Origin of the sequence: Dyadobacter sp. 32 (assembly GCF_902506755.1) — a bacterium.
In the GTDB taxonomy this organism is placed as follows: Bacteria; Bacteroidota; Bacteroidia; order Cytophagales; family Spirosomataceae; genus Dyadobacter.
The window spans coordinates 4,728,136-4,742,956 of sequence record NZ_LR735258.1; the positions used below are offsets into that span (position 1 = coordinate 4,728,136).

The following is a 14,821-nucleotide window of genomic DNA, read 5'->3' on the forward strand; positions in this document are numbered from 1 at the left end:
TACGAGAATCAATCTTTTTAAAAGATCAATGCTCGTATTATAAAATCTGTCTTAAAAATTAGTTCTTCTTTCCTTTCAGAATCTCAGCATATCGGACAGGATCCTTCAACAGCGCCAGCGCCGCCTTAACCTCTACATCTTCATTAAAAGAAGCTTCTCTCATTCCTTTTTCGAGGTAATAATGCTTAATAATTTCCTCCTCAAGCAGCATTTTAATCTCCGGCTTCGAAATCTGAAGATCATTATCCTTGCTATGTGACAGCTTGGATTTTAACGATTTCAATTGATCCTGAATCACGTCGATAGACTTTTCTTTCTTAGCGGATGCTTCCAGAGCCTTAAGATCTCTTTCTACCTGTGTGGTATAGTCATATTCTTTATCACCCAGCCATTTGACGTAATCATTGTATTCGGCATCTGTTAAATGAAAGTCCCTGGCAGGTTTTATCGTGGGGTGCTCAAAGTGATATTTTACTGCATAATCAAAAAACAATCGGTTTCGGCCAAGTGCGTTGGCGAGCGGAGAAAATGTTTCCTTTTCAGTAATTATATCAGGAAGTATTCCTCCTCCATCGTAAACCACCCTCCCATTACGTGTTTTAAAGGCAGTCATTAGCGAATCCGGAATCTTGGCAATGCTTCCGTCCTCATTACGGTGACTGTAATCAATCGCCTGTATACACCTTCCGCTGGGTATGTAATACTTCGCCGTGGTAATCTTCATCTTTGTATTGAACGACAAGTCGCGCGTGGTCTGCACCAATCCCTTCCCATAGGTACGCTGCCCCACCAAAACACCTCTGTCGAAATCCTGGATTACACCCGAAACAATTTCAGCAGCCGAGGCACTACGGTTGTTGGTTAGTATCGCAACCGGAATTTCTGTATCCAGTGCTGCATTGTAAGCAGTGTAGGTTTTATTCCATTCTGTTACCTTTCCCTTCGTTGAAACGATCTCTTCACCTTTTGGAATGAATATATTTGAAATTTCAATCGCCATATTCAACAACCCTCCCGGATTATCCCGCAGATCCAGCACCAGCGACTTCATTCCTTTACCTTTCAATTCCTGAAATGCATTTCGTACTTCCCTAGAGGCGGTCGCGGTGAAGTCTTTGAGATCGATATAACCTACTTCCGGGCTCAGCATGCCATAGTAGGGAACATTGGTAACTTTCACAATATCCCGGTTCAGTGTAATTTCAAGTGGTTTGGGTATCCCAAAGCGTTTGATCGTTAGCGTAACGCTGGTTTGGGTTTGTCCTTTTAATAATTTTCCCGAATCAAAATCTTCTCTGGTCGCTAAATCAATGCCGTTAATTTTGGTGATTTCGTCTCCAAGTTGTAACCCTGCCTTTTGAGCCGGGGTGTCTTCATAAACCATCATCACGGTATGCTTTTGATCAGCAGAACTTATCATGGCACCGATACCATTATACTTACCGGTGGTCATGGTAAGATAGTCTTCGATATCGTCTTCCGCATAATAAACCGTGTAGGGATCCAGAGATCTCAGCATACCATCAATGCTGGTCTTGATCAGTTGATTCGGATTGATTTCGTCGACATAATAGGCATTCAATTCTTTAAAGAGGGTTGCATAAATGTCAAGATTTCGCGCAATCTCAAACAGCCTGTCGTCCTGCTTAAAAGAAACAAATGCCAACCCTGCCAATACAGGGGTGGCTAACAAAATGGAACGGAGATACTTTTTCATCTATGGCTCAGGAATCGTTTGCTTTAATTTGATAATACCAGGAGGCATTTTTTTTAAGCGGGAAAGACATTGCTTCATGGCGCTTTCAATAACGTCAAAAGTTGAAATTTCTTTTGCAAGATACAAAAAAGCGATATAGGAAGGACGGCTATCTACGGGAAGATGAACCAATATCTCTTTGTTGAGCCGGTATGCTTCGCGACAACGACGGCGAATTTGATTGCGAAAAACCGCCTTTTTAAACTGTCGTTTGGATATGGAGAATAAGAGCTGCGGGAGCTCAGGAGGAGCTATGGGTTCGTAAATATAAAGTACCCGAAAAGGAAAAAGGTAGAACGTATAAACTTCCGCACTACCTTTTTGAAAAAGCCTCCCGATTAAACGGGGGCTACATAATTTTTCATTTTTACCAAATGATTGTTTCAAGCTCGTGTATAGAAAAAAGTGTGCAAAGTTTGAGTATGAATCGAACTTTACACACGATCTGAGACAGGGTCTCCAATATTCAAACTTTCAATCTTTGATTATTGCTTATGACGCTTTTCGTCTGAAACTGTAAGTTTCCAACGTCCTTTTTTACGACGGGCCGTTACTACTTTACGGCCATTTGCCGAAGACATTCTTTCACGGAACCCGTGCTTATTTCTCCTCTTACGATTCGATGGTTGATAGGTACGTTTCATCTTTATATCTTTTTATTTTAAGATCAAATGTAATATTTAAAGCTCCCGGCGATGACTAGCTTTTTTCCTTGAAAATTAATTTCTTCGGCTGGTTAACTTCCTCTACTCTCAATTTCGGCTTGCAAAGGTAGACAAAGTTTTTTACTAAGACAACCGTTAGCATAATTTTATCACAAAACTCTTAGCATAAATACATTAGACGCGGGAAATTAGTCTTCATGGGCGTTGGATAGATATTCGGTAGCTCGTCCCTGAACACATCACGGCCTTCTGGCTACTAAACTTTAAAGCCGAAAGTGAAAATAGTATGGAAAGCCTTGCGGGTAAAAGTGTGTAAATTAGTCTGATTAATAATCGAAAAAACTATAATATTCATTACAGCATATATTAAATGAGTCGTTTTGTTAAATACTTCACCAGTAATCTGTCGGAAATCCTGGCTATAAGTTTGTTTTTAAGTACCCTATTTCTGACCGGGTACACTTATAATCAGAAAGTTACAACCAATTCAGTGGATACGCTTGATCTAAATCCATTCGTTGAGCCCGGTTTTCCTTTTATTTCTACATCTCTGGACGCCCGAAAAATCGGTCTGGCATTCCCGGATGACAATATTGCCTCCAGAGCCCTGGCCATTAATCTGGGAGATAGTGCATATGTGTGTTTTGATACGGACCTGCTGAGATGGTCTGTGGCGTGGACCGGGAAGTTTCTTCCCATGGTGCTTATGGCTCAGATATCGTACAAAGATTTCTTCAACAAGAATAATAAGGTCACCACGTTGACCGGAAACCCCAAATTAGCCACCGGACTATATGCAGGGTGGTCAAAAGGAGAACCCGTTTTTGAGGATATAAGACCAGATCCCGAGCTTAAAAATCAACCCAAATGGGGCCCCATACCAGCAGACAAAGGGCGATGGAAGGGTATGTATCTACATGGAGAAAAAGTAATTCTCAATTATTCGGTGGGGCAGACGGATATATTTGAGATGCCTGGCAAAGTTCAGTTTGGTAACGAAACTGCATTTATTAGAACATTTCAGATCAATCACCGTACAGAACCTCTATCACTCATTGCTGCGGAGGTAAGAAATGCCGATTACAGCGAAGTAAAAGGTAATATTGCATACATTTATCATGGATCAAAAAGGGATACCGTTACGGCGCTGGGAATAGTCCGGAGCAGGGAGAATTCCATGCAGCCTCGCATTAAAAACAATCGTTATCTGAGCGTCCTTCTTCCTTCAAGCAAAAATGGAGGAGAAGTCAGTATTTTAGTTTGGAAGGGTCCGTCAAGCAAAAAAGCGGCATTCGAAAAGTTGTGTAAAAAAAAGCAGCCACCTCTTCCTGACTTCGGAAGGGGAGGGCCTGCCTATTGGCAGGAGGAGGTGTTAACTGCAGGAAAACTATCTCCCGACACGGCTGCCTATGTTACCGATCAACTTACCTTACCGTTGCCCAATCCCTGGAAACGAAATGTGCGAATAGCTGATATTGCTTTTTTTGAAGATGGCCGGGCAGCAGCTGTTACCTTCGAGGGCGATGTCTGGATTTTAGATGGAATCGATCGTAATCTTCACAACATACGGTGGAAACGTTTTGCATCGGGTTTGCACGAGCCTATGAGTGTGGAAGTTGTAAAGGGTAATGTATATATATTCGGTAGGGAAGGAATTGTTCGCCTTCAGGACCTGAATCATGACGGTGTGGCGGACCATTATGAGAATTTTTCTAACGTGATGATTCAGTCGCCAGAATCCAGAGAGTGGGCTGCCGACATGGTTTACGCACCGGATGGAAGCTTTTATGTGGCAAAAGGAGGCAGTCAGAGCAATGGACCTGGAGTCACATCCCAGGTAGCAAAAGGTTTTAGGGCAGGCTCCGACCATAACGGTACCATTTTAAAAATATCTCCGGATGGATTGGCATTTGAGGTCATTGCCACTGGCTTGCGCGGACCTTATCTGGGAATTCATCCTGAGAATGGAACGCTTACGGCTTCAGATCAACAGGGGAATTTCGTGCCGTCAACACCCATTTATCTGATAAAAAAGGGAGACTACTACGGTGTGCCGCCAACAACCCATCGCAAAGATAACCCATCCATTGCGCCTCCTCTCACCTGGATTCCGCATCGTGTTGACCGGTCAAGCATTAGCCAGGCATGGATTACAGGAGATAATATGGGCCCGATTAATGGAGATCTTATACACTTTTCCTTTGCCCGCCCGGGATTGTTCAGGGTATTGATCGATAGCTCAGCAAGTCTCAGGCAGGGTGGCGTGTCATTTATTAACGCCAATTATCCCGCACCAACCTCTAAGGGTGCCATAAACCCGATAGACGGTCAATTGTACATCACTGGTTTCAATTTATGGGGATCCAGCTCTACGGGAGTTTCTGCATTGCAACGACTTCGTTATACCGGGAAAACCAGCTATATGCCGAATCATTTCAAAGTCACCAAACAAGGGGTCATTCTAGGATTCGATAGTCCTCTGGATGCATCGTCTGTGACTACCAAAAACTTTGAGGTGAAACGATGGAATTACAAACGAACTCAGGAATATGGATCCGGTCATTTCAAACTGGATGGTACGTCAGGAGAAGAGGTCTTACAGGTTCTGGCAACACATGTCTCTGCTGATGGCAAATCCGTGTTGTTACTTCTACCTGACATGCAGGAAGTAATGCAAATGGAAGTGGCCTATAATTTAAGGGCAAAGGACGGAAAAAGTGTTAACCAACAGTTTTGGTTTACTGTTAACAAAACTTCGGAGTTTAAACCAGAGTCAGAAAGGTTCGATAAGGTAGACTTGTCCATTCTTACTGCCAAAAATCCGCTACCTGGCTTGCAGACCTCAAATAATGAACTGGCCTCGGCGGCAAAGGGTAAGGAAATCTTTCAACAAATGGCTTGTTCGGGCTGTCATTCGGAGGGCACCAAAACCAAAGGAATGTACGGGCCACCATTTCAGAACCTATATGGCTCTACACGCTATTTTGAGGATGGCTCTTCCGCTATTGCCGATGACAAATACGTTCGCGAATCCATACTGACGCCGGGAGCCAAAATTATAAAAGGTTACAATGAAGAAATGCCCTCCTTTGTTGGCATACTGACTGAATCAGATATTCAGTCGATCACATTGTATATCAAATCATTATCAAAGAAATAAAGGATACTCAACTTTCCTGTTTAGTTCAGGCAGGACCGCGCCACAGGGCAAAAAAAGAAAGCCACTCGTTAAAGTGGCTTTCTGTGTAGCGGGAGCTGGACTCGAACCAGCGACCTTTGGGTTATGAGCCCAACGAGCTACCAACTGCTCCATCCCGCGGTGTCGTTGAATTGGAGTGCAAACATACAACAATACTTCCAATAAAAACAACTATTTTTGTGAAAAATAAATAGAAAGGAACCTGCGAAATCAGTCGAGCGTAAATATCTTTCAAATTTCATGGCAAAAAATGGCGTAAATTTGCAGATAGATTAAGAAAAGGAACTTCTTTGCCAACCTTGGGGTACTCAATCAGCTTCGTTGTTTTTTTTAATATACCCGGATTTCAATGGGTTCTAAAGAATCATTATGAATGAAAATATAGAAAATACGCCTCCCCTGCGCAACCATCGTGCCGGATTCGTGAGTATTATTGGCAAACCTAACGTAGGTAAATCGACGCTGATGAACGTTTTGGTGGGTGAAAAGATGTCGATCATCACATCAAAAGCCCAAACGACCCGTCACCGTATCATGGGTATTTTGAATGGTGTGCACGAGGATATTCCGTTTCAGCTGGTGTATTCCGATACACCCGGTGTGGTAAAGCCAGCGTACAAGCTTCACGACTCCATGATGACTTTCGTAAAAGGGTCATTGGAAGATGCAGATGTGGTATTGTTTGTAACGGAGGTGGGGGAGAAAGCAACTGAGCATGAAGTGTTACCTTTACTGGCCAGGACCACAGCGCCGGTTATTTTGGTGCTGAACAAGATTGACCTGTCTTCCGAGGAAGAGTTGAAGAGAAAAATGAATGAGTGGGAAGCCGAAATTCAGCCGGCGGCGATCATTCCTATCTCCGCGTTACACAATGCCAACATTCAGACGCTGTTTGACGCTGTAATCACCCGGTTGCCCTTCCATCCCCCCTACTTCGCAGAGGATGAGCTAACGGATAAACCCGAGCGCTTCTTTGCCTCCGAAATTGTACGGGAGAAGATATTTCTGAATTACCGCCAGGAGATCCCATACAGTTCAGAGGTGGTTATATCAGAATTTAAGGAAAGAGACGACATCATTGTGATCCGCGCCGAGATATTGGTGGAGCGTAAAAGCCAGAAAGGAATTATTATCGGTGAAAAAGGAGAAATGCTGAAGAAGGTAGGCATGCAGGCCCGTCTGGACATGGAGGCATTTTTTGGTAAAAAAGTCTTTCTTGAACAACATGTAAAAGTAGAACCCGATTGGAGAAGCAACGATCGTAAGCTGCGCCAGTTTGGATATGAAGAGTAAGAATAAATAAATAAAACGGAGGAAAAGGTACCCTTTTCCGGATCAAATTTTAAAGCCTAAAAATTAATGGCAAATATAATATCAATTGTAGGCCGCCCGAATGTGGGTAAATCTACACTTTTTAACAGATTGACCGAAAGCCGTAAGGCCATCATGGATAATCAAAGCGGTGTAACCCGCGACCGTCACTACGGCTATGGCGAATGGACGGATCAGTATTTCACGGTAATAGACACTGGCGGTTACGTTGTGGGCTCCGAAGATATTTTTGAAGGAGCCATTCGCGATCAGGTGGAGCTGGCCATTGAAGAGTCCACCGTCGTATTATTTATGGTAGACACCATGACCGGCCTCACCGATCTGGACAAGGATTTTGCAAACGTGCTTCGCCGGTTTAATAAACCGGTGTATATGGTAGCCAACAAGGCTGAAACCACTGAACGATACCAATCAGCGGCCGAATTTTACGAATTAGGACTTGGAGACGAGATTTTTGCTATTTCGGCACAGACGGGCTTCGGCACCGGCGAGTTGCTGGATGCTGTAATCACACACTTTGAAACTCCTGGAATAGAAGACCCGGAAGCAGGTATTCCGCGTATCGCTATTATGGGTCGCCCTAATGTAGGAAAATCATCCTTCCTGAATGTTCTGACAGGTACCGACAGGAGCATTGTAACAGACATTGCCGGAACTACCAGAGATGCCATTCACACGCATTACAAGGCATTTGGTATGGAGTTCATCTTAACTGACACGGCTGGTCTACGCAGGAAGTCACGCGTCAATGAAGATATTGAATACTATTCGACCCTCCGGTCGGTAAAAGCGATGGAGGAGTCAGATGTTTGTATTATTCTGCTTGATGCCACACTTGGTCTTGAAGGCCAGGACCTCACGATTATCGGTCAGGCTGATAAAGCAAAAAAAGGAATCGTCATTATGGTCAACAAGTGGGATTTGATCGAAAAGGATTCCAAAACAGCCGACGCTTTTAAAAAGAGCCTTTTAGAGAGGCTTTCCCCCATGAACTACATGCCGATCATCTTCGCTTCTGTCGTGGAAAAGCAACGGATACACCAGGTGATGGAAAAGGCGATGGAGGTATATCAGAACAAAACCAAAAAGATCACCACTTCCCGATTGAATGAAGTGATGCAAAAGGAGATTGAAAAATATCCCCCGCCGGCAGATCGTGGGAAGTATATCAATATAAAGTATATGATCCAGCTGCCTACGCCGTCGCCTACGTTCGTATTTTTCAGCAGTAACCCTAAAAATGTTAAGGATCCGTATCTGCGTTATCTCGAAAACCGTATGCGAGAGCATTTCGATTTTTCAGGGGTGCCTATAACGATCTTCTTCAGGGAAAAATAGAATGCCCAAAAATGTTATAAATCGCCGGCAGTGATGTCGGCGATTTTTGTTTCATCACAATTTTGAAACAGTTCGTACATTAAAAGAGGCTCTTTGGTAATTAAATTTTTTTTTATGCAACCATTCATCCTAATTTTCCATCTGTTTACTGATCGAATACCTACAGAGGCGAAATAAATTGACTCAAATAAAAAAAATTAAAAAAAAGTTAAAAACAAGGTACTATGTATTGCAAGATACCTATTAAAACATATATATTTGCACTGTCAATGAGTTACAAAGAATTTAGCCGGATTTTTTTGAACCATCTATAAAAAAGAGCCATGAAAACATTGAAATTACTGTTGATATTATTTCTGTTCAGCCTTCAGGCCAATGCCACAGGTTATGCGCATAATATGTTTGTGGCGCATCAGAAGCTTAAAACAGGCAAGGAAGCACATGTCGTTAAAACAAAGCCTGCTCCAAAACAGACAGTCAGAGCCAAAGTAGAGACTTTCAGAGCTGTTTCTCTAAAAGAGAACAAGTCGGCGGTTCAGCACATTGCTAGCAGCGTTTGTGACATGGCCACTTTAAATGACCGTATTCTTTATGAAGGACCTTATTTCTTATTTGAGAAAGAAAATAGTAAAGAAACAGACGAATCTATTGTTTCTAAGCTTGTTGGGGTGGTAAAAGCAATGGTCTTCACATTTGCCGGTTCCATTGTCAGCCGGGGATAATGGTAAAGAGCAATAAAAAAGGTATCACACCGAACGTGTGATACCTTTTTTATTGTGATGCCGGGAATAAACGACCGCTAGCCAACTACGTTGGTCAATGTGCCAATCGGTTCAATCGTGATGTGGACCACATCACCGCTCTGCAAAGTGAAGTCGGATGGAGGTATGACACCAGTGCCTGTCATCAAGTAGCACCCCGTAGGAAACGACATCTCTCTGAAAAGAAAGTGGAGCAACTCTTCGGGTTTGCGTTTCATTTGCGAAAGCGTAACCTCTCCGTTAAATACTTCTTCACCTCCACGGACGATGGATAGATCAATGAGTGTATTTTCGGAGAGCGGTTCGGAAGGAACATACAAGCAGGGCCCCAATGCGGCGCTGCCTGTGTATGATTTAGCCTGGGGAAGATACAATGGGTTTTCGCCTTCGATGCTTCTGGAACTCATGTCGTTACCGATGGTATAACCAACAAGTTTTCCCGACTCCGTGGCAAATAGGGTAAGTTCCGGTTCTGGAACGTCCCATGTAGAGTCGCGTCTGATCCGAACAGTTCCCTGATGCCCAACCACACGCCACGCCGTCGATTTGAAAAACAACTCCGGGCGATCTGCATCGTATACACGGTCGTAGAAATTCCCACCTCCCGCTTTTTCTGATTCTTCCATACGCGCCGTGCGACTCCTGAAATAGGTAACACCTGAGGCCCAAACCTCCTGAGAGCCAATAGGAGAAAGCACTGCCGGCATGGGCAAATCTTCAGAGAAGGTAACAGGAATCAATTTTTGCGTCTGAGTTTCCAGCCAGCTATGAAGATCATCCCGGTTCACCGCAGTGTCCCAGTCAGTTTCAGGAAGGCGGTAAAAGTGATCGTCGCTTTCCAGCAAAATACCATGCTCGGTTTTAAATAATTTCATGGGTATGGATTGATTATATCTGTTTCAAAAGGTTGACGGATGTATTCTTTACTTTATTGTATGTACGAATATGACAATCAATCAGGCTATCCACACCCTATTTCCTCAATGCCACAAGCGGCGGTCAATGGGAATTGGTTCTTGTGTAATGAGTTTGATTTCAGCGAACAGGGTATGTTTTGGATGCAGCAACAAGTTGTGAGAGAAGGGGACAATGATCGATGGAATGGCAAGAGCGAGCACATCCGGCTCTTTTAGCCATGCGTTGAGCCAATATTGTGTGCGTTCGTTATGGCTGTCCTGCCAGTATGGGGGCATATCCCCGGCATGATACATTCTGATATTCTCCGGGATTTCTATTGACGAGAGCCAGTATTTAGGTAAATCTTCATAACGCACTCCGGGTGCATGTGCCAGAGTCTCCACCAACCCTAGTTCAGGACTGGATGTAGTGTACAGAATGCCCGTTCCTTTTGGGTTCCATCGGGCACCGAATAGCCTGCTTCCCTCCGATGAGAGGGATTGATCCTTTAACTTTTCCCTGATAATTCTGTAAACGACTGGCATGAAAACAAATATCAGGCCGGGAGGCCATAATCCAAACGGCCCAAAACATCATTGACCAAGCCAAAGCCTGTTACAGTATCCATAAGTGTGACGGGTGCCTGATCATTCAATTCCGGAATACTTGTGCGAAGCCAGCTGAGGACAACATTTTGTTTACCCTCAAAAGTATCCATGGCATGTATCAATATGTTTCTGAGCAAAAGCAACCGTTCGGAAGCTTCAATACCAAGACGCTTATCAGGGCTGATGCGGTGAAGATTACGTGACGTCATCCCCAAAATGTAAGCCATCTCATTGTCGGTCAGCCCAACCATTTGCGATATCTGATCAACATAGGATCGGAGCAAACCATCGCGTGAGGACTGGATTAATTTGAAGTCAGGTGTTGTTGTAGCACCATAAGGCACATACTTATCTGAAAAAACCTTAAGCTCCGGCATATCTAAAAACGAAAAGCAGAATAATGTCTCTAAATTAAGTGACATTATTCTGCTTTCCAAACAATCTATCAACTTTTAAAGCTTACCCTTTAAAAAGTCTGCTGTGTAATTTCCCTTGATTTTAACCATTTCCTCGGGAGTGCCTGCGAAGGTGAGATACCCGCCACCTTCACCACCTTCCGGCCCCAGATCCAGGATCCAGTCGGCACACTTGATTACCTCCATATTATGTTCGATAATAATTACGGTGTCGCCTTGTTCAACCAGTGCATTGATAGCCTTCAAGAGCTTTTTGATGTCATGAAAATGCAGTCCAGTGGTAGGCTCATCGAAGATAAAAAGCATTTTTCCTTTATTGGAAGAGCCCTTCCCGAGAAATGAAGCTAGTTTTACCCGCTGCGCTTCACCACCCGAAAGCGTATTGGATGACTGGCCCAACCCTACATAACCGAGCCCTACTTCCTGCAATGGCAACAACTTTTCCGCAAGTTTGGGTTCTGATTTGCTGAAAAACGCGATGGCTTCGTCCACATTCATGTCCAGAATTTCGGAGACATCCTTTCCATCGTATTGTACTTCCTGAATTTCCTGCTTGAACCGCTTTCCATTACACCCTTCACATTTCAGATAGATGTCAGCCATAAATTGCATCTCGACCTTTACCTGCCCTTCGCCCTGGCATATTTCACACCGGCCCCCGTCCACATTGAATGAAAAGTGAGAAGGCTTATAACCACGCGCTTTGGATAGTGGCAGGTCCGACATCATTTGACGGATGTGGTCGTAGGCTTTGATGTAAGTTACCGGATTGGATCTGGACGATTTCCCGATCGGGTTCTGATCGATCATTTCTATCGCCTGAATACGATCCAGGCTCCCGGTAATGCTGTCAAATTTACCCACTTCCTCGCTAAACTCTCCCTTCAGGCGCATCAACGCCGGATAAAGAATTTTTCGGATCAAAGTGGATTTACCCGAACCACTGACCCCTGTCACTACGGTCAGGGCATTCAGGGGAATTTTTACATCCACATCTTTAAGATTGTTTTCCCTAGCGCCTTTTATTTCTATAAAATGTAAGGATTGGCGGCGGATGTTGGAAAAAGGGATTTTATCCCGACCCAGTAAGAAAGCTAACGTGTGAGACTGGACTCCCCCGCTAAAAAAGCTTTCCTTCAGGTTACGGATCTCATCCCAATTTCCCTGAAACACAAGGTGTCCCCCGCCTGACCCCGCCTCAGGACCAATGTCGATAATCTGATCGGCCGCATGCATCACTTCTTCCTCATGTTCCACCACTATAACGGTGTTGCCCAGATCACGAAGCGATTCCAATACACCAACCAATCTTTGCGTATCACGTGGGTGCAGGCCAATACTTGGTTCATCAAGAATGTACATAGAGCCGACCAAGGCACTGCCTAATGAAGTTGCGAGCTTGATACGTTGAAATTCTCCGCCGGATAATGAATTCGTGAGGCGATTTAACGTAAGATATCCCAATCCAACGCGGATCATGTAATCCAATCTGGTTTCGATTTCGGTAAGGATTCTTTTGGCTATTTGCCTGTCATTCTCGTTGAGCTCGGCAGATCGGAAAAATGCGGCTACTTCGGTAATAGGCATTAAAACAAGATCCGTGATAGAAGCACCGCTTACTTTAACATACGATGCATCCTTACGTAGTCGAGAACCACGACAATCGGGACAGGTCGTACGGCCCCGGAAGCGGGAAAGCATAACCCGGTACTGTATTTTGTAAGTTTGAGATTCCAGTTCAGCTATGAAATCGTTGATGCCGCGGAAAAACTGGTTGCCAGTCCATAGTAATTCCTTTTGCTCTGAGGTTAAATCCTTGTAAACCCGATGTATCGGGAAATCAAACTTGGAGCCATTCCTAACCAGGGGTACCAGCCATTCGCTCATTTTCTCACTTCGCCATGGTGCTATGGCTCCATCATACACCGAAAGATTCTTATCAGGAATGACAAGCTCAGGATCAATTCCCAAAATTTTCCCAAACCCTTCACACCGCTTACAAGCGCCAAAAGGATTATTGAAGCTAAACAGGTTTACACTGGGTTCTTCGAATGAAATTCCGTCAAGTTCAAACTTATCAGAAAAAATTCTTTCCGGTCCATCGATCACCCGCACGATACAAATGCCCTCACCCTCGAAAAAGGCTGTCTGTACAGAATCGGACAGCCGATACTGCGTATCTTCATCATCATGACGAACCGATGCCCTGTCAACCAGAATATATATCTGGTTGTCCGTCTGACCGCTGGTTTCGTTTTGTTCGAGTGCATCCTCAATGCTTACCATTTCACCGTTGAGGACGATACGGTTATAGCCTTTGGATAACAATATGGATAACTCTTCGGGTAATGCCCGACCAGCCCGGATATGTAGCGGAGCGAGGATCATTGCACGGGCTCCTTCCGGCTGGGCAAGAATAAAATTTACAACATCTGTAACAGAATCTTTTTTTACCAATTCACCAGAGACTGGCGAATAGGTATGTCCAATTCGCGCAAAGAGTAATTTGAGGTAATCGTAGATCTCGGTGGAGGTGCCTACGGTAGATCTCGGATTACGGGTATTCACTTTTTGTTCGATGGCAATCGCTGGAGAAATACCTTTAATATATTCAACCTCCGGCTTTTCCATCCGACCCAAAAACTGCCTGGCATAGCTGCTCAGACTTTCCACGTACATTCTTTGACCTTCGGCAAATAGGGTGTCAAAGGCCAGCGAGGATTTTCCGGAACCAGAAAGCCCTGTTATCACCACCAGCTTATTGCGCGGAATAGCTACATCAATATTTTTGAGATTGTTAACACGAGCACCTTTGATCAGGATGTATTTTCTCGGATCGAGCTCATCAAATTCAGAAGCTTCAATCCGGGGCACTGTTAATTGCGTCATAAAGAGATTTGATGATCCAATAGAGGCGTATTTGTGATACCTCAATCTTGTTATTAACTCAAAAATTTAAAAATTAGTTGCCTTTCGGAGGGCAAACAAACCGGCATGGATACACCCAGATATCTCGAAAGTTAAAATTTCACCTCTTTGGATTTGCAAAACACCATGCCCCTTTTTTGAGCGTCTTCAAAAATTTCGTCAGCCAGATAACCCCAGTTCGGTACATCCGAGGTGCAGTCGGTAAGCAGAGAAATTTTGGGGACAAGTGCGGGCGCATAATCCATTATTTGCTTCACACTTGTGGCAACGCAATGAGAGCGAGCCTCACCGGTTATTAATATTTGGTCATAAGCATCCAGTTCCGAAAGAAAATTTGTATCTAACCCGGTTGTTGGGTCACCGGCAACCGGCACCTGCGCTTTGAAGACGCCAAAATGTTCCGTCAATGGATTCAAACCTTTGACAACAAACCGATAATCCTTTTGGGTAAGATGTGTCCAGGATAATATTGCATCAAGCACTGTATCGTCCAGAGAAGCCCCTTTTGAGCCTATCAAACAGTGTTCGGGCCAGATGAAATGCCTGAATTGACTTTCCCTTTCAAGGGTAGTCAGGTATTCCTGAACATATTCTTTATGATATCTGGGAACCCATCTTCCTTCGGCTACTGCCGCTGCAGTTACAAGTGTAAAAGGAGCAAGTGTATTTCCATTGGGGTCTTCCCAAAAAAGCGGATGGGCAATATCCAACACGGTGTGTGTGTCCAGCGTGACAAAAATCTGTGCGATTTTGTCACCATTGACGGCAATCAGCCGGGCAATACGCCTTACGTCCTGCTCAGCTCCGGGAACAAAGAGTGTTCCGAGTGGATTACAGAAATCGAACTGGGCATCTATAATCAATAATGCTGTTTTCAAAGCCTTTAAAGTTAAATTTTACTTTTTGGCGATTGTGCCTCCC

The 14,821-nt window shown here is 44.1% G+C and carries 12 protein-coding genes and 1 tRNA gene; 4 read left to right on the plus strand and 9 right to left on the minus strand.

The genetic code is table 11. The features are described 5' to 3' along the window. Window positions 1-58: 58 nt before the first annotated feature. From DYADSP32_RS19295 to rpmH, 3 genes are all read right to left on the minus strand, one after another. The gene (locus DYADSP32_RS19295; RefSeq protein ID WP_149241228.1) at window positions 59-1,717 is read right to left on the minus strand and encodes a S41 family peptidase; all 1,659 of its coding nucleotides are present in this window, start codon (window positions 1,715-1,717) and stop codon (window positions 59-61) included. After that, a complete protein-coding gene (locus tag DYADSP32_RS19300) occupies window positions 1,718-2,143 on the minus strand; it encodes a ribonuclease P protein component (protein ID WP_149241227.1) in 426 nt (141 codons plus the stop codon). Window positions 2,144-2,241: 98 nt separating this feature from the next. Beyond that, window positions 2,242-2,400 (minus strand): 50S ribosomal protein L34, encoded by a 159-nt coding sequence (gene rpmH, locus DYADSP32_RS19305; RefSeq protein WP_090336744.1) that lies wholly within the window; start codon window positions 2,398-2,400, stop codon window positions 2,242-2,244. Window positions 2,401-2,791: 391 nt separating this feature from the next. Here rpmH and DYADSP32_RS19310 point away from each other — a divergent pair, with 391 nt between their 5' ends. Further along, window positions 2,792-5,581: a DUF6797 domain-containing protein gene (locus DYADSP32_RS19310; protein WP_149241226.1), complete on the plus strand. Its 2,790-nt coding sequence runs from the start codon at window positions 2,792-2,794 to the stop codon at window positions 5,579-5,581. An 86-nt stretch (window positions 5,582-5,667) separates the two neighbouring features. Here DYADSP32_RS19310 and DYADSP32_RS19315 read toward each other — a convergent pair. Beyond that, a tRNA-Met gene (locus tag DYADSP32_RS19315) sits at window positions 5,668-5,740 on the minus strand. Window positions 5,741-5,989: 249 nt separating this feature from the next. Here DYADSP32_RS19315 and era point away from each other — a divergent pair. From era to DYADSP32_RS19330, 3 genes are all read left to right on the plus strand, one after another. Beyond that, window positions 5,990-6,913 carry a GTPase Era gene (gene era / locus DYADSP32_RS19320; protein ID WP_149241225.1) on the plus strand — a complete coding sequence of 308 codons (924 nt, stop codon included), beginning with the start codon at window positions 5,990-5,992 and terminating at the stop codon, window positions 6,911-6,913. A gap of 66 nt (window positions 6,914-6,979) precedes the next feature. Then, a complete protein-coding gene (gene der, locus DYADSP32_RS19325; RefSeq protein ID WP_149241224.1) occupies window positions 6,980-8,290 on the plus strand; it encodes a ribosome biogenesis GTPase Der in 1,311 nt (436 codons plus the stop codon). Between the two features lie 323 nt (window positions 8,291-8,613). Then, window positions 8,614-9,012, plus strand: coding sequence for a hypothetical protein (locus DYADSP32_RS19330; RefSeq protein ID WP_149241223.1), 399 nt, complete (start codon window positions 8,614-8,616; stop codon window positions 9,010-9,012). Window positions 9,013-9,089: 77 nt separating this feature from the next. Here DYADSP32_RS19330 and DYADSP32_RS19335 read toward each other — a convergent pair whose 3' ends face one another. The 5 genes from DYADSP32_RS19335 to DYADSP32_RS19355 all read right to left on the minus strand — a co-directional run bounded on the left by DYADSP32_RS19335 (window position 9,090) and on the right by DYADSP32_RS19355 (window position 14,778). Then, on the minus strand, window positions 9,090-9,926 hold the full coding sequence (locus DYADSP32_RS19335; protein WP_149241222.1) for a fumarylacetoacetate hydrolase family protein: 837 nt from the start codon (window positions 9,924-9,926) through the stop codon (window positions 9,090-9,092). Between the two features lie 105 nt (window positions 9,927-10,031). Further along, window positions 10,032-10,493 (minus strand): RES family NAD+ phosphorylase, encoded by a 462-nt coding sequence (locus DYADSP32_RS19340; protein ID WP_149241221.1) that lies wholly within the window; start codon window positions 10,491-10,493, stop codon window positions 10,032-10,034. 11 nt (window positions 10,494-10,504) lie between these two features. Further along, window positions 10,505-10,978 (minus strand): antitoxin Xre/MbcA/ParS toxin-binding domain-containing protein, encoded by a 474-nt coding sequence (locus DYADSP32_RS19345; RefSeq protein WP_414617904.1) that lies wholly within the window; start codon window positions 10,976-10,978, stop codon window positions 10,505-10,507. Between the two features lie 30 nt (window positions 10,979-11,008). Next, complete coding sequence (gene uvrA / locus DYADSP32_RS19350) at window positions 11,009-13,861, minus strand: excinuclease ABC subunit UvrA (protein WP_149241220.1); 2,853 nt, start codon at window positions 13,859-13,861, stop codon at window positions 11,009-11,011. A gap of 131 nt (window positions 13,862-13,992) precedes the next feature. Next, window positions 13,993-14,778 carry a nicotinamidase gene (locus DYADSP32_RS19355; RefSeq protein WP_149241219.1) on the minus strand — a complete coding sequence of 262 codons (786 nt, stop codon included), beginning with the start codon at window positions 14,776-14,778 and terminating at the stop codon, window positions 13,993-13,995. Window positions 14,779-14,821 lie beyond the last annotated feature (43 nt).